Annotated in this window: 25 protein-coding genes, 3 tRNA genes and 2 pseudogenes; 19 read left to right on the top strand and 11 right to left on the bottom strand. The window is 67.9% G+C overall.

Features of this window, described 5'->3' with window-relative positions; genetic code table 11:
• Positions 1-61 precede the first annotated feature (61 nt).
• Positions 62-565, top strand: coding sequence for a GtrA family protein (locus D7D52_RS24975; RefSeq protein ID WP_246023276.1), 504 nt, complete (start codon positions 62-64; stop codon positions 563-565).
• Positions 566-658: 93 nt separating this feature from the next.
• Positions 659-2,551 carry a glycosyltransferase gene (locus tag D7D52_RS24970; RefSeq protein WP_120740127.1) on the top strand — a complete coding sequence of 631 codons (1,893 nt, stop codon included), beginning with the start codon at positions 659-661 and terminating at the stop codon, positions 2,549-2,551.
• Positions 2,552-2,610: 59 nt separating this feature from the next.
• Here the strand turns inward: D7D52_RS24970 and D7D52_RS24965 are convergent, their stop codons facing one another.
• A complete protein-coding gene (locus tag D7D52_RS24965) occupies positions 2,611-3,459 on the bottom strand; it encodes an SDR family oxidoreductase (protein ID WP_120740125.1) in 849 nt (282 codons plus the stop codon).
• 269 nt (positions 3,460-3,728) lie between these two features.
• Here D7D52_RS24965 and D7D52_RS24960 point away from each other — a divergent pair, with 269 nt between their 5' ends.
• Together D7D52_RS24960 and D7D52_RS39425 are read left to right on the top strand one after the other, a co-directional pair.
• Complete coding sequence (locus D7D52_RS24960) at positions 3,729-4,400, top strand: serine hydrolase domain-containing protein (protein WP_246023275.1); 672 nt, start codon at positions 3,729-3,731, stop codon at positions 4,398-4,400.
• Between the two features lie 634 nt (positions 4,401-5,034).
• Positions 5,035-5,118, top strand: a pseudogene (locus tag D7D52_RS39425) (hypothetical protein); the annotation flags it as partial.
• Between the two features lie 129 nt (positions 5,119-5,247).
• Here the strand turns inward: D7D52_RS39425 and D7D52_RS24950 are convergent.
• The 7 genes and pseudogenes from D7D52_RS24950 to D7D52_RS24920 all read right to left on the bottom strand — a co-directional run.
• Positions 5,248-5,613: pseudogene (locus D7D52_RS24950) on the bottom strand (response regulator); the annotation flags it as partial.
• Positions 5,603-6,853 carry a sensor histidine kinase gene (locus D7D52_RS24945; protein WP_246023274.1) on the bottom strand — a complete coding sequence of 417 codons (1,251 nt, stop codon included), beginning with the start codon at positions 6,851-6,853 and terminating at the stop codon, positions 5,603-5,605. The gene D7D52_RS24945 and the pseudogene D7D52_RS24950, both read right to left, overlap by 11 nt.
• 110 nt (positions 6,854-6,963) lie before the next feature.
• On the bottom strand, positions 6,964-8,067 hold the full coding sequence (gene rsgA / locus D7D52_RS24940) for a ribosome small subunit-dependent GTPase A (RefSeq protein ID WP_120740119.1): 1,104 nt from the start codon (positions 8,065-8,067) through the stop codon (positions 6,964-6,966).
• Between the two features lie 278 nt (positions 8,068-8,345).
• On the bottom strand, positions 8,346-9,269 hold the full coding sequence (glfT1, locus tag D7D52_RS24935; protein WP_120740117.1) for a galactofuranosyltransferase GlfT1: 924 nt from the start codon (positions 9,267-9,269) through the stop codon (positions 8,346-8,348).
• Positions 9,266-10,081, bottom strand: coding sequence for a galactan export ABC transporter ATP-binding subunit Wzt/RfbE (gene wzt / locus D7D52_RS24930; protein ID WP_120740115.1), 816 nt, complete (start codon positions 10,079-10,081; stop codon positions 9,266-9,268). Before wzt ends, glfT1 begins: the two co-directional genes overlap by 4 nt.
• A 7-nt stretch (positions 10,082-10,088) precedes the next feature.
• Positions 10,089-10,922 (bottom strand): galactan export ABC transporter permease subunit Wzm/RfbD, encoded by an 834-nt coding sequence (gene wzm, locus D7D52_RS24925; protein WP_246023273.1) that lies wholly within the window; start codon positions 10,920-10,922, stop codon positions 10,089-10,091.
• A 166-nt stretch (positions 10,923-11,088) separates the two neighbouring features.
• Positions 11,089-11,685: a bacterial proteasome activator family protein gene (locus D7D52_RS24920; RefSeq protein ID WP_120740111.1), complete on the bottom strand. Its 597-nt coding sequence runs from the start codon at positions 11,683-11,685 to the stop codon at positions 11,089-11,091.
• Positions 11,686-12,070: 385 nt separating this feature from the next.
• Here D7D52_RS24920 and D7D52_RS24915 point away from each other — a divergent pair, with 385 nt between their 5' ends.
• Entirely contained in the window at positions 12,071-13,276 is a 1,206-nt protein-coding gene (locus D7D52_RS24915; protein WP_120744441.1) for a cysteine desulfurase-like protein, read from the top strand.
• 7 nt (positions 13,277-13,283) lie between these two features.
• On the opposite strand, the gene D7D52_RS24910 is transcribed toward D7D52_RS24915, so the two are convergent.
• Positions 13,284-14,276, bottom strand: a complete 993-nt coding sequence (locus D7D52_RS24910; RefSeq protein ID WP_120740109.1) for an NAD(P)H-quinone oxidoreductase — start codon at positions 14,274-14,276, stop codon at positions 13,284-13,286.
• Positions 14,277-14,600: 324 nt separating this feature from the next.
• On the opposite strand from D7D52_RS24910, the gene D7D52_RS24905 reads away from it, so the two are divergent.
• The 10 genes from D7D52_RS24905 to D7D52_RS37975 all read left to right on the top strand — a co-directional run bounded on the left by D7D52_RS24905 (position 14,601) and on the right by D7D52_RS37975 (position 20,409).
• On the top strand, positions 14,601-15,779 hold the full coding sequence (locus tag D7D52_RS24905) for a lactate 2-monooxygenase (protein ID WP_120740107.1): 1,179 nt from the start codon (positions 14,601-14,603) through the stop codon (positions 15,777-15,779).
• 94 nt (positions 15,780-15,873) lie between these two features.
• The gene (locus tag D7D52_RS24900) at positions 15,874-16,386 is read left to right on the top strand and encodes a MarR family winged helix-turn-helix transcriptional regulator (RefSeq protein ID WP_425464691.1); all 513 of its coding nucleotides are present in this window, start codon (positions 15,874-15,876) and stop codon (positions 16,384-16,386) included.
• A gap of 85 nt (positions 16,387-16,471) precedes the next feature.
• Positions 16,472-16,556, top strand: a tRNA-Ser gene (locus tag D7D52_RS24895).
• Between the two features lie 129 nt (positions 16,557-16,685).
• Positions 16,686-17,486, top strand: a complete 801-nt coding sequence (locus D7D52_RS39420) for a hypothetical protein (RefSeq protein WP_246023272.1) — start codon at positions 16,686-16,688, stop codon at positions 17,484-17,486.
• Positions 17,487-17,606: 120 nt separating this feature from the next.
• Positions 17,607-17,783 carry a hypothetical protein gene (locus D7D52_RS37980; RefSeq protein ID WP_162958519.1) on the top strand — a complete coding sequence of 59 codons (177 nt, stop codon included), beginning with the start codon at positions 17,607-17,609 and terminating at the stop codon, positions 17,781-17,783.
• Positions 17,777-18,106, top strand: a complete 330-nt coding sequence (locus tag D7D52_RS24885) for a hypothetical protein (RefSeq protein ID WP_246023271.1) — start codon at positions 17,777-17,779, stop codon at positions 18,104-18,106. Before D7D52_RS37980 ends, D7D52_RS24885 begins: the two co-directional genes overlap by 7 nt.
• A gap of 8 nt (positions 18,107-18,114) precedes the next feature.
• Positions 18,115-18,474: a hypothetical protein gene (locus tag D7D52_RS24880; RefSeq protein WP_162958518.1), complete on the top strand. Its 360-nt coding sequence runs from the start codon at positions 18,115-18,117 to the stop codon at positions 18,472-18,474.
• Positions 18,471-19,040, top strand: a complete 570-nt coding sequence (locus D7D52_RS24875; RefSeq protein ID WP_120740102.1) for a hypothetical protein — start codon at positions 18,471-18,473, stop codon at positions 19,038-19,040. The genes D7D52_RS24880 and D7D52_RS24875 overlap by 4 nt, the downstream gene beginning before the upstream one ends.
• Before the next feature lie 211 nt (positions 19,041-19,251).
• A complete protein-coding gene (locus D7D52_RS24870; protein WP_162958517.1) occupies positions 19,252-19,974 on the top strand; it encodes a DUF1682 domain-containing protein in 723 nt (240 codons plus the stop codon).
• Between the two features lie 159 nt (positions 19,975-20,133).
• Positions 20,134-20,409, top strand: a complete 276-nt coding sequence (locus D7D52_RS37975; protein ID WP_162958516.1) for a hypothetical protein — start codon at positions 20,134-20,136, stop codon at positions 20,407-20,409.
• Positions 20,410-20,652: 243 nt separating this feature from the next.
• Here D7D52_RS37975 and D7D52_RS24860 read toward each other — a convergent pair whose 3' ends face one another.
• Entirely contained in the window at positions 20,653-20,883 is a 231-nt protein-coding gene (locus tag D7D52_RS24860; RefSeq protein ID WP_120740098.1) for a hypothetical protein, read from the bottom strand.
• 156 nt (positions 20,884-21,039) lie between these two features.
• Between D7D52_RS24860 and D7D52_RS24855 the strand changes: the two genes are divergently transcribed.
• Positions 21,040-22,086 (top strand): alpha/beta hydrolase, encoded by a 1,047-nt coding sequence (locus tag D7D52_RS24855; protein WP_120740096.1) that lies wholly within the window; start codon positions 21,040-21,042, stop codon positions 22,084-22,086.
• A 5-nt stretch (positions 22,087-22,091) separates the two neighbouring features.
• On the opposite strand, the gene hisC is transcribed toward D7D52_RS24855, so the two are convergent.
• Positions 22,092-23,171 carry a histidinol-phosphate transaminase gene (gene hisC / locus D7D52_RS24850; RefSeq protein ID WP_120740094.1) on the bottom strand — a complete coding sequence of 360 codons (1,080 nt, stop codon included), beginning with the start codon at positions 23,169-23,171 and terminating at the stop codon, positions 22,092-22,094.
• Positions 23,172-23,315: 144 nt separating this feature from the next.
• On the opposite strand from hisC, the gene D7D52_RS24845 reads away from it, so the two are divergent.
• The 3 genes from D7D52_RS24845 (at position 23,316) to D7D52_RS24835 (ending at position 24,296) form a co-directional block, all read left to right on the top strand.
• Positions 23,316-24,008, top strand: coding sequence for a dienelactone hydrolase family protein (locus D7D52_RS24845; RefSeq protein WP_120740092.1), 693 nt, complete (start codon positions 23,316-23,318; stop codon positions 24,006-24,008).
• An 87-nt stretch (positions 24,009-24,095) separates the two neighbouring features.
• Positions 24,096-24,185 (top strand) — tRNA-Ser (locus tag D7D52_RS24840).
• Positions 24,186-24,223: 38 nt separating this feature from the next.
• Positions 24,224-24,296: transfer RNA gene (locus D7D52_RS24835), tRNA-Arg, on the top strand.
• Positions 24,297-24,428 lie beyond the last annotated feature (132 nt).

Raw genomic sequence — 24,428 nt, 5'->3', positions numbered from 1 at the left:
CCGGGAGGGTACCCGACGTTCACAGGTATATGGGTGCGGCGGGTTGCGGTACCGTCGGCCGGTGTCTGCGAACGAGTCCACGGCGATGAGCGAGACCCCGCCGGATGCCTCTCTCACCGGCAAGATCCGGGGTCTGGTGCAGCGCGGCGGGGCATTCCTGGTGGTCGGCGCGATCGGATTCGTGGTCGACGCGGGCACCTACAACCTGCTGGTGTTCCTGGGCGGCGAGGGGCCGCTGTTCCACCAACCGCTGCTCGCCAAGATCATTTCCATCGGCGTGGCCACGGTCGTCACCTATTTCGGCAACAAGTGGTGGACCTACTCCGATCATCGGGGCTCGACCGGGGCCCGCCACATTCTCATATACGCAGTACTGAATGTGCTGGCCATCGGGTTGCAGCTGGGCTGCCTCGGATTCTCACGCTATGTCCTGGGGCTCGACAGTCCGTTGGCGGACAACGTTTCCGGCACGCTCGTCGGGCAGGCGGTCGCCATGGGCTTTCGATTCTGGGCATACGGGAAATTCGTCTTCACCAATGCGGCCTCGGGAACGAATAACGCCTGACACTGATATTGTCGGGCCGCCGAGCGTGACGGTGGCGGTGCGACCACGTCGGAGGTGCCGGTGTCTGAGTATTCGAAGGATGTCGAGGGATTCATGGATGCGTCGGCTGGGCAGGCCGTGACCGAAACCGAGGACCGCGAGAGCGCGCCGGCGCCCGCGACCCTGCGCGTCGAACACGCCGCGCCGGAACGATTGGTGCTGGCGCGCGGCATCTTCAGCGGTCCCGCGCCGAAGATCAGTGACGACCTGTACGCGGTCACCAAGGGCAAGGTGGCCCGCGAGCGGCAGACCCTGCGTCTGGAGAAGGGCGCGTCGGTCAGCACCAACACCTACTTCGGGCGCTTCGCGGCCGCCTACTGGCAGCGGTGGACCACGGTCACCGAGGTCGAGGTGGGGCTGACCCTCGAGGTGACGGGCAAGGTGCGAATTCGGCTGGCCGCCTCCGATATCGCGGGTCATCGCCGGGTGGTCGATACCGCGGTGGTCACGGAGACCGGCCGGGTGGCGCTGCGCGCCCCGCTGGACATGTACGTCGACGGCGGCGCGATCTGGCTCGAGATCGAGGCGCTCGGCGGCGAGGCCGTGATCAGCGATCTGGCCTGGACGGCGGCCGCGCCCGAGCGGGTGCGCCCGGTGGCCATCGCCATCTGCACCTTCAACCGCGCCCAGGATTGCGCCAATACCGTTGCGGCCCTGGCCTCCGACCCGACCGTGCTGTCGCTCATCGACGCCGTGTACGTGGTCGATCAGGGCACCGATCTGGTGCAGGACCAGGCGCTGTTCGCCGAGACCCAGCCCCGCTTCGGCGACAAGCTGCGCTACATCCGGCAGCCGAATCTCGGTGGCGCGGGCGGGTTCACACGCGGCCTCTACGAGGTGTCGGCGGCCAACGAGCACGCCGACGTCATCCTCATGGACGACGACATCCTGTGCGAGCCCGAAACCGTGTTGCGGCTCAACGCCTTCGCGAACCTGACCGTCGAACCCACCCTGGTGGGCGCGCAGATGCTGTTCCTGTTCAACCCCGACTACCTGAATGTCGGTGCGGAGGAAACGAATCTGAGCATCCTGCGCCACGGCCAGAAGGTGGCCAAGGCGCTGCGCAACACCTCCATGCTCAAGAAGCATCAGGAGCGCCGCGTGGACGCCGGCTACCAGGCGTGGTGGACGTGCCTGATCCCGGCCGAGGTGGTCGAGCGGATCGGGCTGCCGGTGCCGATCTTCTTCCAGTGGGACGACGTGGAATACGGTCTGCGGGCGCGCAAGCACGGCTTCGTCACCGTCACGCTGCCCAACGCCGCGGTGTGGCACGCCGACTTCTACTGGAAGGACTTCGACGACTGGGCGCGCTACTTCTCCTCGCGCAACTCGCTCATCGTGTCCTCGCTGCATCACGACCTGGATCCGAAAGCGGTGACCCGCCAGCTGTTCCGGGAGATCGCCGAGTACCTGGTCGGCATGCAGTACGGTCTCGCGCACACCACCCTGCAGGGCATCGAGGACTACCTGCGCGGTCCGGAAGCGTTGCGCGACGGCGGTATCGAGGCGCTGGCCAAGGCGCGCGGGTCGCGCTCGGACTATCCGGAGACCGTCAAGCATCCGGCCGCCGCCTCGCCGGTGCCCAATGCGCACCTGCACGTGGTCCGGGCGGGCGGTGAACCCAGCCACCCGCTGCTGGTGCTCTACAAGCGCGCCCTCAAGCAGTGGACCGGCCGCGTCATCCCGGGCCCCGTCGCCGTCACTCGCGAGGACGCGCACTGGTGGCACGTGGGCCTGTTCGACCACGTGGTCGTCACCGACGCCTCCCAGTCCGGCGTCCGAGTTCGGGTGCGCGACAAGGAGACCGCTCGCCGGCTGCTGGTGCGCGCCTACCGGGTGCTCAAGCAGCTGCGCAAGGATCTGCCCGTGCTGCAGCGGCGCTGGCGCGACGCCGTACCCGAGCTGACCAGCCGTGAGAACTGGGAACGCCTCTACGGAATCGACTAGCGGGCGCGATATTCGCCTGATCATGGCCCGGGACCTGGTGTCCCGGGCCATGATTCGTCTCAGAGGAACAGGTCGGTGGTGAGCGGGCCGTCGCCGGGGACGACGCGGTACTTGTCGAGATCGGTGATGCCGTGGGCGGCCAGCACGTCGTCGTCGATGAAGAAGTTGCCGGTGGTGTCCTTGGCCGGCGAGGTGAGCACCAGGTAGGCGGCGTCGGCGTAGATGTCGGGGGTGCGGGAGGTGGCGATCATCTCCGCGCCGCCGAGCAGGTTCTCGACCGCTGCGGTCGCGATGGTGGTGCGCGGCCACAGCGAGTTCACGCCGATGCCGTACTTGCGCAGCTCCTCGCTCAAACCCAGTGTGGTCAGCGACATTCCGTACTTGGCGATGGTGTAGCCCAGCGCCGTGCCCGCCCACTTGGGATCCAGGTTCAACGGCGGCGACAGCGTGAGAATGTGCGGGTTGCGCCCGGCCTGCGCGGATTCCTTCAGCGCCGGGATGCACAGCTTGGACAGCAGGAAGCTGCCGCGGCAGTTGATGTCCTGCATGAGGTCGTACTTCTTCATGGGCAGGATCTCGGTGGGGGAGAGGTCGATGGCCGAGGCGTTGTTCACCACCATGTCGATGCCGCCGAAGCGGTCGATGGTCTGGCGCACCGCGTTCGCCACCGCCTCGTCGTCGCGCACGTCGCCCAGGTACTTGTGCACGGTGCCGCCGGCCGTCTCGAGTTCGGCCGCCGCGGTGTGAATGGTGCCGGGCAGCTTCGGATGCGGCGTATCGGTTTTCGCGATGAGGGTGATGTTCGCGCCGTCGGCGGCCGCCCGCTTGGCGATCTCCAGTCCGATCCCGCGGCTGCCTCCCGACATGATCATCGTCCGGCCCGCCAGCGGCTTGCGTGCGTCGGTCATGGGTCCGCTCCCGTCTGCTGTCCTGTGGTCCGCCCCGGTTCGATCATCCGCGCCTCGGCGATCGAGCGGGGCGGAATTTCTCTCACTCCGGACAGTAGGCCGGAAAATCTGGCTATGCAACAAGGTGCATATAGGTAGTGCTGGCGCTACCCCGCGCCGGGTCCCGGACGCGACCGCGATTCGGGTGCTGTGGGCATGGGCCGGGCCGCCTGTTGTTCCTAGGCTCGAAAGGGCCGGAAAACCCGGCCTGAACAGGAGGAATGTCTTCGATGAGCGCAATGCGGCGACCGCGCGGCCGGGTCCTGCTGGCCGGTGCCGGGGTGCTGGCCGCCGAGGGCAGGCTCGACCTGGATGCCCCGATCGAGCGCTACCTGCCGAATGTGGTGCGCGGCAACGGCAACGACGGCAATCGCATCACGGTCCGGCAGTTGTTGCAGCACACCAGCGGGCTGCCCGACTACCTCGCGGGCAGCGATCCGGCCACACCCGGTTCCCGGCAGCTGACCATCGACGCCGATCACCTGCGCCACGTCCACTACGAACCGGCGGAGCTGGTGCGCATCGCGATGGAGATGCCGCCGCAGTTCGACCCCGGCGCGCGCTCGGTCTACACCAACACCAACTACATCCTGCTCGGCATGCTGATCCAGCAGGTCACCGGGCGCTCGCCGGCGGCGGAGATCGTCGGCCGCATCCTGGCACCGCTGGGGCTGCACGACACCTACTTCCCCGATTCCGGTTACGGGCTGGGCCTGATCCGGCACGCGGACGCCTGCGGCAAGGAGGTGTGGGGGCACGGCGGCAGCATTCCCGGCTTCGGCACTCGCACCGGGGTGGCCGCCGACGGCACGGCCGTGGTGGTGACCGTCAACCAGTTGCTCGACGATCCGGCCGCCGGGGCCGCGGTGACCAAGGCCTTCGACGCCGCTTTCTGTTCGTGAGAGGAACTTTCATGCGTTTTCGCGAAATCATCCGTACGCGGCGCGCGGTGACCGCGCTGGCGGTCACCGGTCTGGCCGCGGCGGCCGCTCTTACTGCGGCCGCCGTCACCGAACGTCCCGGCGGTGCCGAGGGTCCGGCGGACACCGCGGCCCTGGACCGGTACACCCATCAGTCGCTGGAGTGGACATCCTGTGCCGATCCCGGCCTCGACGGACTCGGTGCGCGCTGCGCCGAGGTCACCGTGCCGCTGAATTACGCGCAGCCGCAAGGTTCTACGCTCGCCGTCGCCATCTCCCGCATTCCCGCCACCGATCCGGCGCAGCGGCGCGGCGTCATGCTGTCCAATCCCGGCGGGCCGGGCGGCGCGGGCCTGGACTATTTCGTGGACACCAGCCGTGCGATGACCCCCGACGTGCGCGCCCGCTACGACTTGATCGGTATGGATCCGCGCGGGGTGGGCCGCTCGACCGCGGTGAACTGCCACTGGCCGACCGGGTTCGGATTGCAGTTCGCGGGCATCGACGCCAAGGGCTTCGACGAGTCCGTGGCCACCCAAAGGACCTGGCGCGACGCTGCGCGGCGGCCGAGGGAAATCGGCTGCCCTACATCACGACTCGCAATACCGCCCGCGACATGGATGTCATCCGGGCGGTGGTGGGGGAGGAGCGGATCAGCTACCTGGGCACCTCCTACGGCACCTACCTGGGCGCGGTGTACACCCAGATGTTTCCGCGGCGCGCCGACCGTTTCGTGCTCGACAGCACCGTCGATCCGGTCGCCTACGGGGAGGGGATGCTCCGGGCGATGGGGGCGCCGAACGAGGCGTCCATGGATGCCTGGGCGGACGACCCGCTCCTTGAGCAGATACCCGATCCCGCCCGCCCCGTCGCCCAGCAGCTCGGCCGCGTAGCTGTCCTCCACCCACGCCGACAGCACCAGCACCGGCAGTCCGGGATGAATCTGCCTGGCCCGCACCGCCGCCCGCAGGCCGTCATCGGTGAAGGTGGGCGGCATGCGCACGTCTACCACCACCGCGTCGGGCCGGTCGGCGGTCACCACGGCGAGGAAGTCGTCGGCATTGTCGACCGCCGCGACGACCTCGATCCCCGCGGTCTTCAGCAAGAGCGCCAGCCCTTCTCGCAGCAGCGCATCGTCTTCGGCGATCACCACCCGCTTGTGGGCACCACTCCGTTCACCATTGTCATGTTCCACAGGGCAATTCCACGCGCACCACGGTGGGTCCGCCCGCCGGGCTGCTCAGCAGCAGGCGACCGTCCAGGGCCTCGGCGCGCCGACGAATCCCGGCCAGCCCACCGCCTTCGGTTTCGACGGCCGCACCCACCCCGTCGTCGCGGATCTCGACCGTCAGCATGTCGGCGGTGCCCGCGATCTCGACGCGAAGCTGTTGGGCCCCGGAATGTTTGGTCGCGTTGGTCAACGCCTCCGCGATCACGAAATACGCTGCCGCCTCGACAGCCGCGGGGCGTCTGCGTTCGGCGGTGTGCGGGCCGTGGGGCATCGAGCTCGGCGGCGTTCCCTCGGCATCGCCGAGCGCGAGTTCGACCGGAATGGGGGAGCGGGCCGCCAAGGCCGACACCGCGCTCGCCAGACCGCGATCCGCGAGGACCGGCGGATAGACGGTCCGCACCACATCGCGGAGTTCGGTCAGCGCGGCCTCGGCGGTGTCCTGCGCCTGGCGCACCAGCCGGGCCGACGCCGCCGGATCCTGTTCGCGCAGTTGATCGGCCAGCCCCAGCTGCATGATCACCGCCGCGATCCGCGCCTGCGCCCCATCGTGCAGATCCCGTTCGATCCGCCGCAACTCCGCGCCGTGCGCGTCCAATGCGGCGGCGCGGGTGGCGGTCAGCTCGGCGACCCGCACCGCCAGGTCCGCCCCGGGCGCGGGACCGAGCAGCTTGCGCGCGAGCAGGGCCTGCCCGCGGGCGAGCAGGGGGACCTGGAGGGCGAGCCAGGCCAGCGGAATCGCGAACAGCGCTGCCAGGATCGCGCGCGGCCACGAATCCGCGGTGATGCCGAAGGACTCCGGCGGTGCGGGGACGAGCCGCCAGTAGACCGGAATCGCCGCCTGCTGCACCGCGGCGACCGGCAGCGCGACCGCCAGCGCCGCCAGCACAATGCCCGGGAACAGATGGACCAGCAGCCACCCCACGTCACGCCGATTGGCCGGATCCCGCGCGACTGTGGCCAGCTTGGCTCGCAGTCCGCCCTCCAACGGCTGGTAAGCCACCACGATGGGCGCACCGAGCCGGCGCCCCGCCCGCCGCCGCTCGAACTCCACCAACGGCCGCACCAGCCGGACCACCTCCGAAATCGCCGGCACACCGACACCGACCAGGCTCGCCGCCGCGACCACCGAGACCGCGAACAACGCGAACAACGACGCGAACGCGGTCAGTCCGCCGACCAGCAGATACCCGATACTCCCCGGCAACGCCCGCAGCCGACCCGTTGCCCAACGCCACCCGGGGGGCGGCGCTCAGGCAGCGGCTCGGCATTCACCCCACCAACCTACTGACCACCGGCTCGTACCCGTTCACCAGCTCAGCCGCGGTTGCCGCGTTCCTTGTACATGCGGCGCTGCTCCTTGTTGATCTGCTTCCACACCTTGGTCCGTTCGGCGCGGGCGCGGGCGTCGGTGCGGGCGGCGAGCCAGTCGTTCTCGCGGCTCAACTTGCGGTAGCTGTCGAGTCGGCGGCGGGGCAGGTCGCCGGATTCGATGGCCGCCCGGACCGCGCAGCCCGGCTCGGTCTCGTGTGCGCAGTCGGTGAAACGGCAGTGGGCGGAGAGGGATTCGACATCGCTGAAGGTGCGGCCGAGGCCCTCGGCGGCATCCCAGAGGCCGACCGAGCGCAGACCGGGGGTGTCGATGAGGGTGCCGCCGCCGGGCAGCGGACGCAGTTCCCGGTGGACGGTGGTGTGGCGGCCGCGCTTGTCGCCCGCACGGACCACGTCGGTGGCGAACACCTCCGCGCCGAGCAAGGCATTGGCGAGGGTGGATTTGCCCGCGCCCGACGCGCCGATCAGGGCCACGGTGCCGTCGAGCAGCGAGGTCAGCACGTCCATGCCGACGCCGGTGCTCGCACTGACCGCCAGCACCGTCACCCCCGGCGCCGCGGCGCGGACCGCGTCGAGCGGAATATCCTGCGCCAGATCGGCTTTGGTGAGCGCCACCACCGGCTGTGCGCCGGAATCCCAGGCCAGGGCGAGCAGCCGTTCGATCCGCCCGAGATCGACGTCTCCATCGCCGGCGGCGCAGACCAGGACGGTGTCCACATTCGCGGCCAGCACCTGGTGGGCGGATGTGGCGCGGGTGTCGGGCTGGCCGGACACGGCGGCGCGGACGATCGCGGTCCGGCGCGGCAGCAGCGCCCGCACGGTACGCGAGCGATCGATGGCGACCCAGTCGCCGGTGCACAGCCCGCTGATCTCGGAATCCGAGCGCGGGAGTTGGGCACGCACGACGGCGGCGGTCAGGCGGCTCTGGAAATCCGCGGTGGGAAGTGGTGCGGCGACATCGCATTCGCTGCGATCCATGCGGATCACCCGGGCCGGAATCAGATCCGCGCCGAGCAGGGGCAGATAGTCGTCGGCGTAGGAGGAGTTCCAGCCGAAGGGCACGAGCAGGTCGAAATCGACCGAAGACATGGGGAGTCCTTTGACGGGCCGAGCCCGGATCACGGACTCAGCGAGGGGAATTCGAGATGGATACGCGGCGGGCGCACACTCGCCCGGGCACGACAATCCGCACTGTCGCTGTCACGAAATCCACCTCCTTCACTCCCTCGCGAGCCCCCGTAGGACTCGAACCAACGAGAACGGGGACAACCTTGTCAGGCCGTCCCCGTCTCCGCAACGTATTTTCCGCTTGCCGCCCCTGGGGTTTCAGGGGGTACCCCTGAGAGTTCCGAGAGTTGGTTTCTGCCTCAGGATTTGGGCTTGTCGAACTGTTCGCGGCGGCCCATCCGTTGCAGGCGCAGCCACTCCATCAGTCCCGCCGGGTCCTTCTGCTGTACCAAGAAAAACCACCCGAACCGAGCGACTTCCTGCGGCAACAGCTTCCGCATCCCCGGCTGCGCCATCAGATAGCCCCGGTTGCGATAAGTGAAGTGCCGCTTGACCGGATCATCCGGATACTGCGTGTGCATGCGCCCGCCCAGAATCGGCTTGAACTCCGCCGACCCGTTCGGATGCAGATACGCCGTCTGCAAACAGGTCCCGAACGGCAGCCCCGACCGCACCAGCCGCCGATGCACCTCCACCTCGTCCCCGCGCACGAACAGCCGCAGATCCGGCACGCCGATCTTGTCCACCGCCTCCGCCGACACCAGCGCGCCATTGAACAGCGACGCGATCCCGGGCAGGAAATCCTCGTCCCCCAGCTCCGACCGCAGCCGCCGCCACACCACGCCCCGGCGCAGCGGGAAGGCCAGCCGGTCCGGATCGTCGATATCGGCGACCACCGGCGACACCTCGACCAGCCGATGCCGCTGCGCGCAATCGAACAGCGTGGCAAGCACTTCGGGACCTTCGGGCCGGCCGTCGTCGTCGGCCAGCCACACCCAGTCCGCGCCCATGGTCAGCGCGTGCAGCATGCCGAGCGCGAAACCGCCCGCGCCGCCGAGATTGTGCTCGGAACCGAGGTAGGTGGTCTCCATGGGCTGCTGCTTGACCAGCTCGCCCACCTCGGCCTCGTTGCCGTTGTCCACCACGATCAAATGGTCGATGGGCCGGGTCTGGCTCGCGAGCACCTGCAGCGACTCGGCCAGCAGTTCCCGGCGTTTGTGCGTGACCACGATGGCGACGATGCGCGCAGCGTCGCCGTAGACGGGGGTGGACTGTTCGTTCATGCGGGATTCCGTTCCGGTTCACGTTCCAGATCCCGCAGCACCTGCGCCACGTGATCACCCGCCTCGGGGCCCTCGTAGGCTCGCACGACTTCCTCGATTCCCCCGTGCATCCGCACATTGCCGTGGTCGATCCAGAGAGCGGAATCACACAGCTGCGCCAGGAATTCGTTGGAATGCGAGGCGAACACCAGAATGCCGGAGCGGGACACCAGTTCCTGCAGGCGAATCCGCGCCTTCTTCATGAATTCCGCGTCGACCGCGCCGATGCCCTCGTCCAGCAGCAGGATCTCCGGATCGATGGAGGTCACCACGCCCATGGCCAACCGGACCCGCATACCGGTGGAGTAGGTGCGCAGCGGCATCTCCAAATAGTCGCCGAGTTCGGTGAATTCGGCGATCTCGTCGATCTTGGCGAGCATCTGCTTGCGGGTCTGCCCGAGGAACAGGCCGCGAATGATGATGTTGTCGTAGCCGGAGATCTCCGGATCCATGCCGACGCCGAGATCGAACACCGGGGCCACCCGGCCGCGAATCCGCGAACTGCCGCGCGTGGGTTCGTAGATGCCCGAAAGCAGCCGCAGCAGCGTCGATTTGCCCGCGCCATTGTGGCCGACCAACCCGACCCGATCGCCCTCCTTCAGCGACAGGTTGATATCCCGCAGCGCCTCGACCACGACCACATCGGACTGATTGCGTCCGATGGCGCCGCCCGCCTTGCCCATGAACGCCTTCTTCAGCGAACGCGACTTGGCGTCGAAGATCGGGAACTCCACCCACGCGTTCTGGGTTTCGATACTCACATGGTCGGTCATTGAGCCTTCACACCCAGTAGGGGACGCGGGAACGGAACTGCTTCATGGCCAGGATCGCGACCGCCCAGCCCACCACGGTGATGGCCAGCACCACGATCCAGGAGGTCAGCGGCTGCGGCTCGCCCAGCAGGGGCGCGCGCACGATCTCCAGATAATGGTAGGTCGGCACCAGTTCGACCAGCCGGGCGCGCTCGCTCACCGTGCCGCCCTGATCGTGCAGCGACTTGGTGCTCCACATGACCGGCGTCAGCACGAACAGCATGAGCGTCATGCTGCCCAGGATCGGGGCGATATCGCGGTAGCGAGTGCTGAAGATGCCGAACGCGATCGACACCCACATGGCGTTGGCGAACAACAGCAGGATGCCCGGAATCGCCAGGATGGCCGTCCAGTGCAGATCCCGCCAGACGCCGAAGCCGACCAGCATGATCGCGTAGATCACCAGGTTGTGCGCGAAGAACAGGAACTGCCGCCACACCATGCGGTAGACGTGCACGCTCAGCGCCGAGGGCAGCTGTTTGATCAATCCCTCGTTGGCGATGAACACATCCGAGCCCTCGAGGATGCTGGCATTGATGACATTCCAGACGATCAGGCCGACCGTCACATAGGGCAGGTAGGTGTGCAGCGGCTGATGGAACAGCGTCGCGTAGAGGAAACCCATGGCCGCGGCCTGCACGCCGGTGGCGATGGTGATCCAGAACGGACCCAGCACCGAGCGCCGATACCGCTGCTTGATGTCCTGCCAGCCGAGCGACAACCACAGCTCACGCTGCGAGAATCCGTCGCGGAAGTCCTTGAAGGCGCGACGAAGAGTTTGCGAGTCCGACACTAGCGGCACGGGAGCATTCTCCAGTGTCGCCTCGGCGACAACCGAGTCGGGGGGAGCGGCAGCAGGCACAGCAACCGACCTTATCTAATAGCTCTGTCTTCGCGCCGAGAACCTGCCGCCGACCCCGACATATCAGCGGCAGGCCGTGTTCCCGGACACGTCGGCCCGGATCTCGTCAGAGGTATTGGCCGCCGCCCGAACCCTGCTGGCCGCGCGGATCGCCGCCCGCGCTCATGCCCGGCGGGAGGGCCTGGCGCATCTGCTCGAGTTGGGCGCGCGCCGCCATCTGCTGGGCGAACAGGGCGGTCTGGATGCCGTGGAACAGGCCCTCCAGCCAGCCCACCAATTGGGCTTGGGCGATGCGCAGTTCCGCGTCCGACGGCACGGAGTCGTCGGTGAAGGGCAGGGCCAGTCGCTCGAGCTCCTCGCGCAGTTCCGGCGCCAGCCCGGTTTCCAGTTCGCGGATGGAGGTGCGGTGGATCTCGCGCAGCCGGGTGCGGGAGGCGTCGTCCAGCGGCGCGTGCCGCACCTCCTCCAGCAGCTGTTTGATCATGGTGCCGATGCGCATGACCTTGGCGGGCTGCTCGACCATGTCGGCGAGCGACTCCCGGTCTCGCGATTCCTCCGAGTCGCCCGAATCATGGTCGCCGACAAACTGTCCGGTGATCTCCACCGGTTCACCACCGATCTGTGCCGCCGCGGGGATGAACAGCGGCTTACCCTCAGGTCCGACTACGACAATGGATTCCGGAACCCCATCCGATTGCGTCATCCCCCCATCCTGCCCAATCTCCCTCCGCCGCGCCGACCCCCACCCCACTTCGCAACCCGCCGTCACCCGAAAAGACGCGTGAAACACGCCGGTCACTCGCAGCGATGTGAACTGCCGAGTGACAAGACCGATTGGTTCGCGGCCCGTCCCGGTCTGGACTGCGGCTTGATAGACCTCCGCCTTGGAGCGGGGGAGCGAAGCGGAGGAGCGGAGGAGGGAAGACCGGGACCCTCAGGGCCGCGAACCCGCCCCGGAGCGAAGCGTAGGGGCAATCAAATACAGTCCCGTCCGGTTTGTTCGGTAGATGCAGGTCGTCCTGATGGTTCCAGGCTGCTTCCCTCCCTACCGTTACCCTGTTGTGCCCTCTCCCTTTAGAGTGGCCAGCATGACTTACGACGTCGCAAGGGTGCGGGGCCTCATACCGTCCCTGGGCGACGGCTGGATCCACCTCGACCCGCAAGCGGGGATGCTGGTCCCGGATTCGGTATCCCGGGCCGTCTCAACAGGATTCCGCACCTCCGCCTTCTCGCATACCAACCGGCACGGCGCCGCGCAGCGCAGCGCCGCCATCCTGGACGCCGCCCGCGAGGCCGTCGCCGACCTGGTCGGCGGTGACCCGGCGGGCGTGGTGCTGGGACCCGACCGCGCGGTACTGCTGGCCTGGCTGGCCGAATCGCTGAGCTCCCGGCTGGGTCTGGGCACCGGGATCGTGCTGTCGCGTCTGGATGACGAGGCCAATGTCGCCCCGTGGCTGCGCATCGCGAATCGCTATGGCGCACATGTGCGCTGGGCCGAGGTGGAGATCGAGACCTGCGAGATGCCGGCCTGGCAGTTCGAGGAGCTCATCGGACCCACCGCCCGCCTGGTGGCCTTGACGGCCGCCTCACCCATCGTCGGCTCCGCCCCCGCGGTCCGGGTGGCCGCGGACCGCGTGCACGAGGTCGGCGGTCTGCTGGTCGCCGACTGCTTCGGCGCGGCGCCCTACGCGCTCATCGACATCGACGAACTCAATGCCGACGTGGTCGCGCTCAGCGCCCCCGCCTGGGGCGGCCCGCAGATCGGCGCGCTGGTCTTCCGCGATCCCGCGTTCCTGGACCGGATTCCGTCGATGTCGCTGAATCCCTATGCCAAGGGCGCGGAACGGCTCGAGGTGGGCGGCCACCAGTACGCGCTGCTGGCCGGGCTCACCACCTCCATCGACTACCTCGCCTCCCTCGACGAGCGCGCCACGGGCACCCGCCGCGAACGCCTGGAGATGTCGATCACGTCCCTGCAGGACCATCACGATCAGCTCTTCGACGATCTGATGGCCGTGCTGGACACCATCCCCAACCTGACCGTCATCGGCCGCGCCTCCACCCGCATTCCGACGGTGAGCTTCACCATCGCCGGCATGCAGGCGGAGAAGGTTTCGGCCAAACTGGCCGACGCCCGCATCGGCACGCTCAGCGGTTCGCACGGCGGCAGCCGCCTCCTCGACGCCCTGGGCGTCAATGACGAAGGCGGCGCCGTGACCATCGGACTCGCGCCCTACACAACGAGATTCGAGATCGAACAGCTCGGCCGGGCGCTGGCCGCGCTGGACACCTGATCCGGCGCTACGGCTCGCGGATCCCCAGAATCACCTTGCCGACCGTCTCGTCGGAGTCCAGCAGTCGATGGGCTTCGGCGACGTCGGTGACCGGCACCTCCGCCGACACCACCGGCACCACGGTGCCGTCGGAAACCAACGGCCACAGGTGCCGCCGCAATTCGGTGATGATCTCCGCCTTCGACCCGTGCCCGGTCTCGGGCCGCCGTCGCAGATTGGTGGCGTGAATCGAACCCCGTTTGGCAAGCAGCGCACCGAGATTCAATTCCGCCTTCACCCCGCCCTGCATGCCGATCACCACCAGATGACCGTCCACGGCGAGCGCTTCCACGTTGCGCTCCAGATACGCCGCGCCCATATTGTCGAGAATGATGTCCGCGCCGGGATATTCGCTGTGCAGGGTGGTCACGAAATCGTGCTCGCGATAATTGATCAACACCGTCGCGCCCAATTCCGCGCACCGATCCAGCTTGTAACGCGAACCCGCGGTGACCGCGACCCGCGCGCCCAGCGCCCGCGCCACCTGAATGGCATGCGTGCCGATTCCGCTGCCGCCGCCGTGAATCAGCAGCAACTGCCCGCTGTGCAATCCCGCGGTCATCACCAGGTTGGACCAGACCGTGGCCGCCACCTCCGGCAGCGCGGCCGCCGCGGCCACATCCAGTCCCTCCGGCACCGGCAGCAGCTGGGCGGCCGGCGCGTTCACCCGTTCGGCGTACCCGCCGCCGGACAGCAGCGCGCACACCTTGTCTCCGGGCCGCCAATCCCGCACGCCCGCACCGACTTCCGCGACCACCCCGGACACCTCCAAGCCCAGGGTCTCGCTGGCCCCGGGCGGCGGCGGGTAGAGACCTTGCCGTTGCAGCAGGTCCGCGCGGTTCACCCCCGCGGCCACCACATCGATCGCCACCTCGCCCGGTCCGGGCGCGGGCAGGTCGTCCACCTGCGCCCATTTCATGACCTCTGGCCCGCCGAAACCGTCGAGTGTCACCGCATACATGAAAACGAGCGTACGACTGCGGCTCACCGATTAGTGTCAGGCACTCCTCGGGGAGGGCACAGCATCTGCTCAGCTTCGGCCGTCACCGTGGAGCGAGGCATTCGAAGGGAGCTTCCATGATCACCACCCTGGCCGCCCTCGGCGGCATGGCCATCCTCACGGCAATGGCGTTATCCGGTTTCGTCGCCGAGGACGCCCCGCGCGCCCTGGTCCGCGAGCGCAAGCGGTAGAGGGTCCGCGTGCGCGAGCGGTAGAAAGTTACGCTCCGGGAAAGTAACTTCGACCCCCTCCGCACCGGGGTGGAAGGTACTAGCGTTCCCGGGCATGGGCAGTTTCGTCGATTTCCAGAACGAGATCTATCTCTCCGGCCTCGCGGGCATCGTTCCGTCGCTACCGATGACGGCGGCGGGCCTGGAAGAGCGGGCTCGGGAAGTGCTGGATCCGGCGGCCTTCGCCTATGTGGCGGGCAGCGCGTCGTCCGAACGCACGGCGCACGCCAATCTCGCGGCCTTCGAGAAATACCGGCTGCTGCCGCGGATCCTGCGTGGCGCGAGCGGCCCGGACGCGCGTGACCTGTCGGTCGAGGTGCTCGGAACCCCTTTGGCCGCACCGATTCTCACCGCCCCGATCGGCGTACTCGGCCTGCTGCACGAACGCGGCGACCTCGTCGTCGCCGACGTCACCCGGGAGCTCGGGATCGGCATGGTGCAGTCCACCGCCGCCTCCACCACCCTCGAAGAGGTCGGCGAGCACGCGGGCGCGTGGTGGTATCAGCTGTACTGGCCCAACGACATGGAGCTGGCCCGCTCCTTCGTCGAACGCGCCGAAAAGGCCGGAGCCAAGGCCATCGTCGTCACCGCCGACACCCCCAGCCTGGGCTGGCGGCCACGCGATCTGCAGCTCGGGCACCTGCCGTTCCTGCACGGCCAGGGCATCGCCAACTACCTGTCCGACCCGGTCTTCCGATCCCGGCTCGACACCCCGCCCGAACAGAGCGAGGACGCCATGCGCGCGGCCGTCCTCACCTGGATCGGGCTGTTCGGCAATCACGGTCTGCGCCCGGCGGATATCGCGCGGCTGCGTGAATGGACCGAATTGCCCATCGCGGTGAAGGGCGTCCTGCATCCCGACGATGCCCACCAGGTGGTGGACGCGGGCGCGGACGCGGTGGTGGTGAGCAATCACGGCGGCCGCCAGGTGGACGGCGCGGTCGGCGCGCTGGACGCGCTGCCCACCATCGTCGCCACCGTCGGCGATCGTGCGGACGTGCTGTTCGACTCCGGGATTCGCACCGGCTCCGATGTCATGATCGCGTTGTCGCTGGGCGCCAAGGCGGTCCTCTACGGCCGCCCGTGGGCCTACGGCCTGGGGCTGGCCGGGCGCGACGGCGTGCGCCACGCGCTGCGCTGCCTGCTCGCGGATTTCGATGCGGCCATGGGGCTTTCGGGCTGCCGCGATCCGCACGAACTGAGCCGCACCATGATCTCCTCGTATCGCGTTTAGGGCCCGGACCGGGGAGGAAAACCGCATGGGGATGCGTGAGTCCGGGCCGCCGAGCCGAGGAGGGGCGATCGAGCGCCGTCACAACACCGAGCGGGTGGCCGCCGAGGGCAATGGCCGAGCCGGCGCGGCACGGTGGCTCACCCCGGAGCAGCAGCGTGCCTGGCGCGCCTACATGGAGGGCAGCCAGCGCCTCATGGCCGATCTCAACCGGCAGCTGCAGCGCGACAGCGACCTCTCGCTGGCCGACTATCGCATCCTGGTCAAACTCTCCGAAGCGCCCGGCCGCGCCCTGCGCATGAGCGATCTCGCCGACGGCGTGCTCTCCTCCCGCAGCCGCCTCACCCACCAGGTCCGCCGCCTGGAGACCCAGCGCATGGTCCGCCGCATCGCCTGCGAGGACGACGGTCGCGGCGTGCTGGCCCAGCTCACCGACGAGGGCATGCGCCGACTGCAAGCCGCCGCCCCCGGCCACGTGGCCGCCGTCCGCCGCTTCTTCATCGACCTGCTCACCCCGCAGCAACTGGCCGCCGTGGCCACCGCCCTGGACCTGGTCAACCAGGCCGCCGACCATCGCGCCGGCGCCCAGGCGACCGCCGATCTGGACTGACCCGCGCCCCGCCCCGACCGGCCGCAGCCCCCCGACCGGAAGTGGGCGGCGGACCGCACACGCCATCAGTTAATATCGATCGCCTGGAAGCGTGGCAGAGCGGCCGAATGCACTCGCCTTGAAAGCGAGCGTCGTGAAAGCGACCGGGGGTTCAAATCCCTCCGCTTCCGCGTTAAACGTGCTGTTCAGCGCCGGTTTTTCGCCGGTGCTGGCCACGCGGTCAACGCTTGCGGTCAACATGGCAGACATTGAGGGATGTCGACGGACCTAACTGCAACCGCAACACGCGAGGTTCCGTCATGTCCAGCATCCGCGTCCGCACGCGCGCCGATCGATCCACGTACACACAGATTTTGTTCCGTCACAACGGGAAACAGACGTCACAGTCTTTCGAGGACCACGCGACGGCGCTCCGATGGAAGAAACTTCTCGACCAGTCCGGACCGGACGAGGCGCTGTGCGTGCTCGAGGCGCAGATCGGGGCCGCCGCGAATGCCGTACCCCTGCTGGGCGACTGGCTCCCGACCTATATCGGCCTGCTGACGGCGGCCGAGGATGGAACGATCGACCGCTATCGCGCCATGGTGCGCAACGATTTCGGCGAGGACCTGCTACAGCTACCGATATCGGCGCTCACCGAAACGCATGTCGCGAACTGGGTGAATGCTCAGAAAACCGCGGGATCGAGCGGGAAAACGATTGCAAACAAGCATGGTTTTCTGGCGGCGGCGATGAAAGCGGCCATGGACAAAAGGCTCGTGACGGCGAACCCGTGCGCGAATACCAAACTCCCCAAGTGGGATCCGCCGGTCATGACGTTCTTGAAGCCTGACGAGTTCCGGGCGATCCTCGACGAGATGCCCGAGCGCAGCGTGTCGAGTGCTGCCGCGGAGTTGCCACGAACCGGCCGTGCGGCCGTAGCCTTTTCCCATTTGCGGACGGTAGGGGTCTTGAATCCGATCCTGTCGGCCAATTCGTCCTGGCTCATGCGGAGCGCGACCTCACGCAGTGCGCGAACCTCCGCACCCGTCCACTTGCTGACGATCATCGACGCCCCTTGCCGATCCTCGCAATGCCCCGTATCGGAAGCGTATTACTAGCGTGCGGTTTCGTGGCTGGGAACGCGGTCGGTGGTGCGTGAGGCTCGAATATGCACCCGACTCCACCGCGGTGGAGTCGGGTGCACTCCATCCGTTCCAGGGACCTGGAGGGCACCCGACATGGGAATCATCCTCGCGATCACACTGATTTCGCTACTGCTGTTTGTCACTACCGTTGCGATCCGGGCCGTCGAGGCTTGGCGACATCCCGCCGCCAAGCTCACCGTCGCCGCGATCAAGGCCCGGCTCGATGCCGAGCCGCCACGTACCTACGTCCCGATAAGCCGGGGGTGGTGATCGTGGGCCTGTTGCCCTCTGCGGTGGGTTTCCTGCGCAGCGACATCTCAGGGTTGAACCAGCCGCACGACGAGCTTCAGATTCGCCTCGCCGCCAGTCGGGCGGGATACGACCTGCGCAAGACGGTGGCTTTCAGCGAGCGCACCGACGACCAGATACATCGGTTGCGTGTCGTGGTCGACCGGTTAGGCGTCGATGCCGTAATCGTGCCCAGCGCTGCGCATTTCAACGGGCACGCCATCCCGGCCGAACTTCTCGAGGTAGCGACAGTGATCACGGTCTCGCCCGGGAGCACGACGGTCCGGGCGTCACTGCCGAGCTAGGCCGTGCTATGTCCATCGAAGGGGTATTGGCCGTCCTGAACGACGAGCGGCCGCGGGCCTGGCTGCAATACCAGGATGGTTCGTGGGCCCCGGTCGCCGAGGACGGACGGGTCGGGCCCGCGATCACTGCCGAGGATCTCCTCGCGGTCACACAGCAGGATCTCGACGCGCTCGAGGCGGCCGGGTTCATCACCGAAGTCATCGACGTGGAACCGCTGTCGGTCGTCGACGTCGAGTACGGCACACAGCAGGGAGGGCAAACCGGACTCGCGCTCGAGTGCGGGCCAGCAGACCGCCCCGTAGCGGCGGAAATCCATTTGAACGGCGGTAGAATCACCGCCCGTGACACCTCTGAGGGTTCCCGATGAGTGATTACGAATTAGACCCAGGTTTCTACGACGAGGACGCCCAGCACAATCCGGAATGGATGGCATGGGTGGATCCGGCGAGCATCGCCGCTCAGATCGACGCATTGTTTTCCGAAAGCCTGGCAAGCGTTGCCGACGGTGATGTGCCGCCGCCCGCGGATCGCTACACCCAGGAGACCGTGTGGTGGGTGTGCGAGCGGTTCAATGAGCTGTTCCCGGACGTCGACGCCCTCTACGAGCGGGACAACCGCCGGGCCGCCAACGGCTTCCTGTGCTACTTCGGTGAGGCCCTGCGCGCGCTGGCCGGCGGTGAGTGGTTCGCCAGGGCCGGTGTGGGATCGATCCTCGTTCCCGGCGGATCCTTCACACCAGCGATCGGCTACCGCTGGGGCTACGACGCCGACGACATCACGAATCTGTTGTTCGAGGCAGCGGAAGCGCCTGGCGGCACGGACGCGGTCGACGCGATCGGCGACGAGATCTATTCGCGGTCAGTCGATTACGCCAAAGCACACGGCATACCACACGATTTCGACGAAGTGAGGCGCAAGCACGGCCTCATGTGAGCCCCGGTCATGTCCACCGAGGACGACGACCGGCGCAAGCGTGAAGAGGCCCAGCAGCGCGAAGCTGCTCGGCGCAAGGAGGATGCGGCTCGCCGCGAGCGTGAGTCCCAACAGCGGGCGTCCGAGCAGGGCCGCGCATCCAACCGCAAGGGCAAGCACTTCCACGAGGGCATCTCCGAGATTCGGGGTGAAACCCGCGAGCGTGGTTGGGGTGCACGAGCAGTCCATCGAGACGCAGCTGGGCAAGCGGAGGCACGACGCCGCGAGATACCGCGGGGATGGCCAGCTGCGGAAGTTCCGCGAGTACAAGAGCGGCGAAAGGCTCAACTACGAGACGCTGGGGCAGCTGGCCAAGGACTGGGATGTCCTGAAGAACAACCCGGGCACCGAGGGTGTTTGGCTCATCGGCGCTCGCACGTGGATCGATCCTGCGGTGCGCAAGCAGATGGAACGCATGCAGCGCGAATTCGGCGAGCGATTCCGGGTCGAACGCCTCAGCCGCCAACAGATGGCCGAGGCCAAGCGCCTCGGCCGCGAACTGGAGCGCGAGCGCGAGAGCGGACAAATGGAGCTGTTCAGCGCGAAGAAGCTGCGTGAACAACAGCGGGAGAGAGACCGCAAACGGGCAGACGAGGAACGCGAGAGGACGCGGGAACACGCCGCCCGCGCAGAGAAGCAAAGGGCAGAAGAGCGCGAACGCGCCCAGCGTCTAGAGCGTCAAGCCGCAATCGAGGAGCGTGAGCGCAAGCTCAGAGCGCAATTGCCCGGGGCTTCTGATGATGTGGTGCGCGCGCTGGCGCGGTCGGGCCCATTGCCTAACGAGGCGAACCGTGCGCAGCGTGACGCTGCCGAACGCACCATGCGCGCCGGCCGGGAAGCGCAGCAGCAACGTGACCGTGATCGTGGCCGAGACGGAAGGGGGCGGGGCGACTGATCAACCGCGGCCAGAACGCGGGCCTCGGCGCGAGTCGAGGGGCTCTCGCGCACAGGACATTTCATGCCATGTGTCCAGTTTGGATAACAGCGAGCGGGAAACGCGCGATCGTAAGGCATCGGTAATCCACGCCTAAAGACACTCCAAAGTGGGGCTGCGTTGTCCAATCCCACACCGCCGGTAGCCGATCCGAATGCCAAGCGCCGCAAGACCAACAAGATGATTCTCGGCGTATTCGGCGCCATCGTCGGCGTTCTCGGGCTGCTCGGCCTGGACGAGTGCGACCGTGTCCGCGGCGGCGGGCGCACACCGCGAATCCGCCGCCGCGCGCGCGCTGGACGACGCAACCGGTGGGGCCCGCAACAATTCGACGTTCCCCAAGGCTTCGGCTGCGCCGCTGAATATCACGCCTGGCGACGCCGTCCAGGCCGTTGACGGTTGCGTCGTCGCTGCCACCCTCGGGCGCTGAGTCCCAGACACGCGAAAAGCGCGCCCCGGCAACAAATGCCGGGGCGCGTTCCGTTGGGCTCACAGGTCCGCGAGCTATGCTGCGACGAACTGTAGGTACGTGCCCGCTGCGCCGTCGCCGACGGTGACGCCCGCGAAGTTGAACATGACGCGCATATCCCGGGATCATGTCGTCGTTATAGCCGTCGAGGCTGACGGCGACGGAGAGCACTACGTACGGTCGGGGCAACCCTCTGTCTCCCAAGCGGTGAACGCGTCGCAGAACTCCGCGACGCCGGATCGCGTGCTGGCAGGATCGATCATGCCCGACAACTGTCGCACGCTGTGCAGGATGCGGGCCGACCTCGTGCCGAGGCCGATCTCGAGTGCGCGCCGCCCTGCTGCGGCGGCCGGCTCGATTTCGCCTGCGGCCATGATCGTGCTGTTGTCGGCGATCGGCATGGACGTGCCGCCAGAGAACCGGGGGTGGGTAAGGGCTTTTCGAGGTTCGGCGCACCGGCGCGGTCACGAATCGGAGTGGGTGATGCCGGTGGCCTTTCCCCGGGCGACACGCCGGTCTCGTCCGGCCCGGGTGAGCTTTCTGGTAAATGTGGCTGCGTGGTCAGCCGCAGCGTGCGTCGCGTCCTCGGTGCCTTTGCCGGCGCTCTCGTGCTGGCCGCCGCGCTGACCGTCGAAGCGCCCGGGGGGCTCGCCGATCCGCCCGTCGAGACCGGCTCCAACGAGGAATCCGCGCCCGGTGTGGATCCGGTGCATCCCGCGCAGGCCCGGATCGAACGGGTGGAACCGCTGTCCGGCAACCTTTTCGGTGTCTACGTCGCCTCTCCGGCGATGGGGCGCACCGTCCAGGTCCAGGTGCTGGTTCCGGCGAATCGCGACTCGCCGCGACCGACCGTCTACATGCTCGACGGCCGCAGCGCCGCGCCGGACGTCAACAACTGGACCGCTCGCGGCGGCGCTTTGTCGTTCTTCGCCGACAAGGACGTGAACGTGGTCTTCACCCTCGGCGGCCCCGCCAGCTACTACACCGATTGGCGGCACAGCGATCCCAAACTCGGCACCAACCGCTGGGAGACCTTCCTCACTCGGGAGCTGCCGCCGCTCATCGACGCCCGCTTCGCCGGTGACGGCCGCGATGGGCTGGAAGGCGTCTCCATGGGCGCGGAGGCCGCCATGATGCTGGCCACCCGCAACCCGGGGCGGTATCGCGCGGTGGCCGCCCACAGCGGTTGCTACGCAATGAGTTCCGACTTCGGTCAGGCGCAGGCGCGGGCGGTGATCGGCACCTTCGGCGGCGACCCGGACAATATGTTCGGGCCCTCCGACGATCCGGCCTGGGCCGAGCACGATGTGCTCGCCCACGCGGAAGCCTTGCGCGGCAAGGCCGTCTACCTGTCCGCCGGCAGCGGCCTGCCCGGTGAGCACGATGTCCCCGGCAACCCGGATCTGCGCAGCGCGATTCTGTTCGGCGGTCCCATCGAGGCGGGCGCCGACATGTGCACCCGCCAATTGGCCGACCGGCTCACGCAATTGGGTATTCCGGCGACCGTGCACAGCCGCCCCACCGGAACCCACTCCTGGCCCTACTGGGCCGATGAACTACCGCGCTCGTGGCCGACCATGGCGGCGGGACTGGGCATCGGCTAGCGCGTTCAGCCGAGGAAGCGCGCCACCGTCTCCGGGTCGGTGGCGAAGCGCAGGAAGGCGTCGTTCTCGTGCGGGTCGCCCGCGGTGACGCGCACGCCGTCGGCGCCGTAGGGCCGGATGATGACCCCGGCTTCGGTACTGGCGGCACCGTATTCGGCGCTGCGCGCGCCCAACGGCAGCCAGACGAAGTTGGAGTGACTCACCGGCACCCGGTAGCCCGCGGCAATCAGCGCCGCGCGCATCCGATCGCGTTCGGCCACAACGGCATCGGTGCGCTCCAGCAGTTCGGACCGCGCCTCCAGCGAGGCGATGGCGGCGGCCTGCGCGACCCGGCTCACGCTGAACGGGATGTGCACCTTCATCAGCGCGGTGATCACCTCGGGCGCGCCGACCGCGTATCCGACGCGCAGTCCGGCCAGGCCGTACGCCTTCGAAAACGTGCGCAGCACCAGCACATTCGGGCGGGTGCGGCCCAGCTCGACGCCATTGGGGAAGTCCTCGGCGGGCATCCGCAGGTACTCGAAGTACGCCTCGTCCAGCACCACCAGCACGTCGCCCGGCACCTTGTCGAGGAACTCGACGATCTCGGCCTTGCCGCGCGCGGTACCGGTCGGATTGTTCGGATTGCAGACGAACACCACGCGCGTGTTGGGCGTGATCGCCGCGGCCAAAGCGTCCAGATCATGGGTGAATTCGCCGTCCAGCGGCACCTGCACGGCCTTGGCGCCCGCCACCTGGGTGACGATCGGGTACGCCTCGAACGAGCGCCACGCGAACAGCACCTCGTCCTCGGGCCGGCGGCAGGTGATCTGCACCAGCTCCTGGCACAGCGCCACGCTGCCGCAGCCGGCCGCCACGTTCTCGAGCTGCACGCCCAGGAAATCCGCGATGGCCCCGCGCAATTCGATGGCGTGATTGTCCGGATACCGGTTGGACAACTCGACCGCCTCGGCAATGGCCTTGGTCACCGACGGCAGCGGCGGGAAGGTGGTCTCGTTACTGGCCAGCTTCACCGCGCCGGGGTGGGTCTTGCCGGCGACGTACGCCGGGATGGCATCGAGGTCCGGGCGAATGTGCGCGCTCACCCCTCTACCCTAAGTCCCGCCCGCGCACGCCCGGCTCGGGGTGGTCGCCGTTTGCTCGAATGCCGCTCGGCCGGAGTATCTCCGGCATACCGGACCGCCGGAAAGATTTATCCCGTTTTTACCTAGCGCAACTACAGTGGCCCTATGTCGGGCATCTATCGAGAACACGCCCCTGTGCACGACACCACCGCGGTCCCGCTCACCGTGCTCGAACCCGAGGGTCACGCCCGCGGCGGCATCGTGGTGCTGCACGAATCACGCGAATTCACCGAGCCATTGCTGGAACTCATGCGCTCCCTCGCCGCCGACGGCTGGACCGTGCTGGCCCCGGATCTCTTCCACCGGCGCACCAACGGCAGCTCCCCCGACCGCGTCTTCGGCGCGGACCTGTTCGCCGACTTCGACGCCTGCTTCGACTGGCTCACCGCGCACGGCGTCTTCCGCGACTGCATCGGCGTGCTCGGCTTCGACTCCGCCGGCACCGCCGCCGCCCTGGTCGCCACCAACCGCCGCATCGGCGCGGCCGTCAGCGTCGCCGCCCCCGGCATCGAGTCGCCCCTCACCCCGCAGGCCGACGCCCTGCTCGCCGCCGCCCCCGCACTGAAAGCCCCCTGGCTCGGCCTCTTCGGCGAGGACGACCCCCTCACCCCGCCCGATCAGGTCGACCGACTCCGCGAAGCCGCCGCCAACGCCGACGTCGCCACCCTCGTCGTCACCTACCCCGGCCTGCACCACCGCCCCGACCACCCCGGCTTCGACCCCGCCGCCCTCGACGACATCTCCGTCCTCGACGCCCAGACCAGAATCTACGAATGGTTCGACTCCCACCTACGCTGACCAGCCGATTTGGCCTATTGGTCACCCGCTGTGTAATCTTCTGTCCCGGCGGTTCGAAAGGACCGGCGCCCTCGAAGAGGGGCACCAGGAGGCGTGCCAGAGCGGCCGAATGGGACTCACTGCTAATGAGTTGTCCCTTCACGGGGACCGGAGGTTCAAATCCTCTCGCCTCCGCCACCACTCGGTACGCCGAGTGACCACACCTGAATAAGCAAGCGCCCGTAGCTCAACGGATAGAGCATCTGACTACGGATCAGAAGGTTGGGAGTTCGAGTCTCTCCGGGCGCGCAGAAAGAAGCCCCTGACCAGGGAATACTGGTCAGGGGCTTCTTGGTTCAGCGGGGCGCATTTGACCTCCACCAAGAATATGCCAAGAATTCGCGGCCAAACGTTCCGTCTGCTGGCTGACGGCAAACCGCA

It is taken from the genome of Nocardia yunnanensis, from assembly GCF_003626895.1.
Classification (GTDB): Bacteria; Actinomycetota; Actinomycetes; order Mycobacteriales; family Mycobacteriaceae; genus Nocardia; species Nocardia yunnanensis.
The sequence above is the reverse complement of the archived record's forward strand: the minus strand, read 5'-3'. Positions and strand labels throughout refer to the sequence as shown.

Excerpts from the sequence above, each read along its gene's own strand:
- D7D52_RS24905 (WP_120740107.1), top strand. The coding sequence starts at position 14,601 with ATGGGCAGTTTCGTCGATTTCCAGAACGAGATCTATCTCTCCGGCCTC.
- D7D52_RS24880 (WP_162958518.1), top strand. The coding sequence starts at position 18,115 with ATGTCCATCGAAGGGGTATTGGCCGTCCTGAACGACGAGCGGCCGCGG.
- D7D52_RS24920 (WP_120740111.1), bottom strand. The coding sequence starts at position 11,685 with ATGACGCAATCGGATGGGGTTCCGGAATCCATTGTCGTAGTCGGACCT.
- D7D52_RS24845 (WP_120740092.1), top strand. The coding sequence starts at position 23,316 with ATGTCGGGCATCTATCGAGAACACGCCCCTGTGCACGACACCACCGCG.
- D7D52_RS24875 (WP_120740102.1), top strand. The coding sequence starts at position 18,471 with ATGAGTGATTACGAATTAGACCCAGGTTTCTACGACGAGGACGCCCAG.
- rsgA (WP_120740119.1), bottom strand. The coding sequence starts at position 8,067 with ATGTCTTCGGTCGATTTCGACCTGCTCGTGCCCTTCGGCTGGAACTCC.
- glfT1 (WP_120740117.1), bottom strand. The coding sequence starts at position 9,269 with ATGAACGAACAGTCCACCCCCGTCTACGGCGACGCTGCGCGCATCGTC.
- D7D52_RS24965 (WP_120740125.1), bottom strand. The coding sequence starts at position 3,459 with ATGACCGACGCACGCAAGCCGCTGGCGGGCCGGACGATGATCATGTCG.
- D7D52_RS24910 (WP_120740109.1), bottom strand. The coding sequence starts at position 14,276 with ATGTATGCGGTGACACTCGACGGTTTCGGCGGGCCAGAGGTCATGAAA.
- D7D52_RS37980 (WP_162958519.1), top strand. The coding sequence starts at position 17,607 with ATGGGAATCATCCTCGCGATCACACTGATTTCGCTACTGCTGTTTGTC.
- D7D52_RS39420 (WP_246023272.1), top strand. The coding sequence starts at position 16,686 with ATGTCCAGCATCCGCGTCCGCACGCGCGCCGATCGATCCACGTACACA.
- wzt (WP_120740115.1), bottom strand. The coding sequence starts at position 10,081 with ATGACCGACCATGTGAGTATCGAAACCCAGAACGCGTGGGTGGAGTTC.
- D7D52_RS24960 (WP_246023275.1), top strand. The coding sequence starts at position 3,729 with ATGAGCGCAATGCGGCGACCGCGCGGCCGGGTCCTGCTGGCCGGTGCC.
- D7D52_RS24970 (WP_120740127.1), top strand. The coding sequence starts at position 659 with ATGGATGCGTCGGCTGGGCAGGCCGTGACCGAAACCGAGGACCGCGAG.
- D7D52_RS24915 (WP_120744441.1), top strand. The coding sequence starts at position 12,071 with ATGACTTACGACGTCGCAAGGGTGCGGGGCCTCATACCGTCCCTGGGC.
- D7D52_RS24860 (WP_120740098.1), bottom strand. The coding sequence starts at position 20,883 with ATGCCGATCGCCGACAACAGCACGATCATGGCCGCAGGCGAAATCGAG.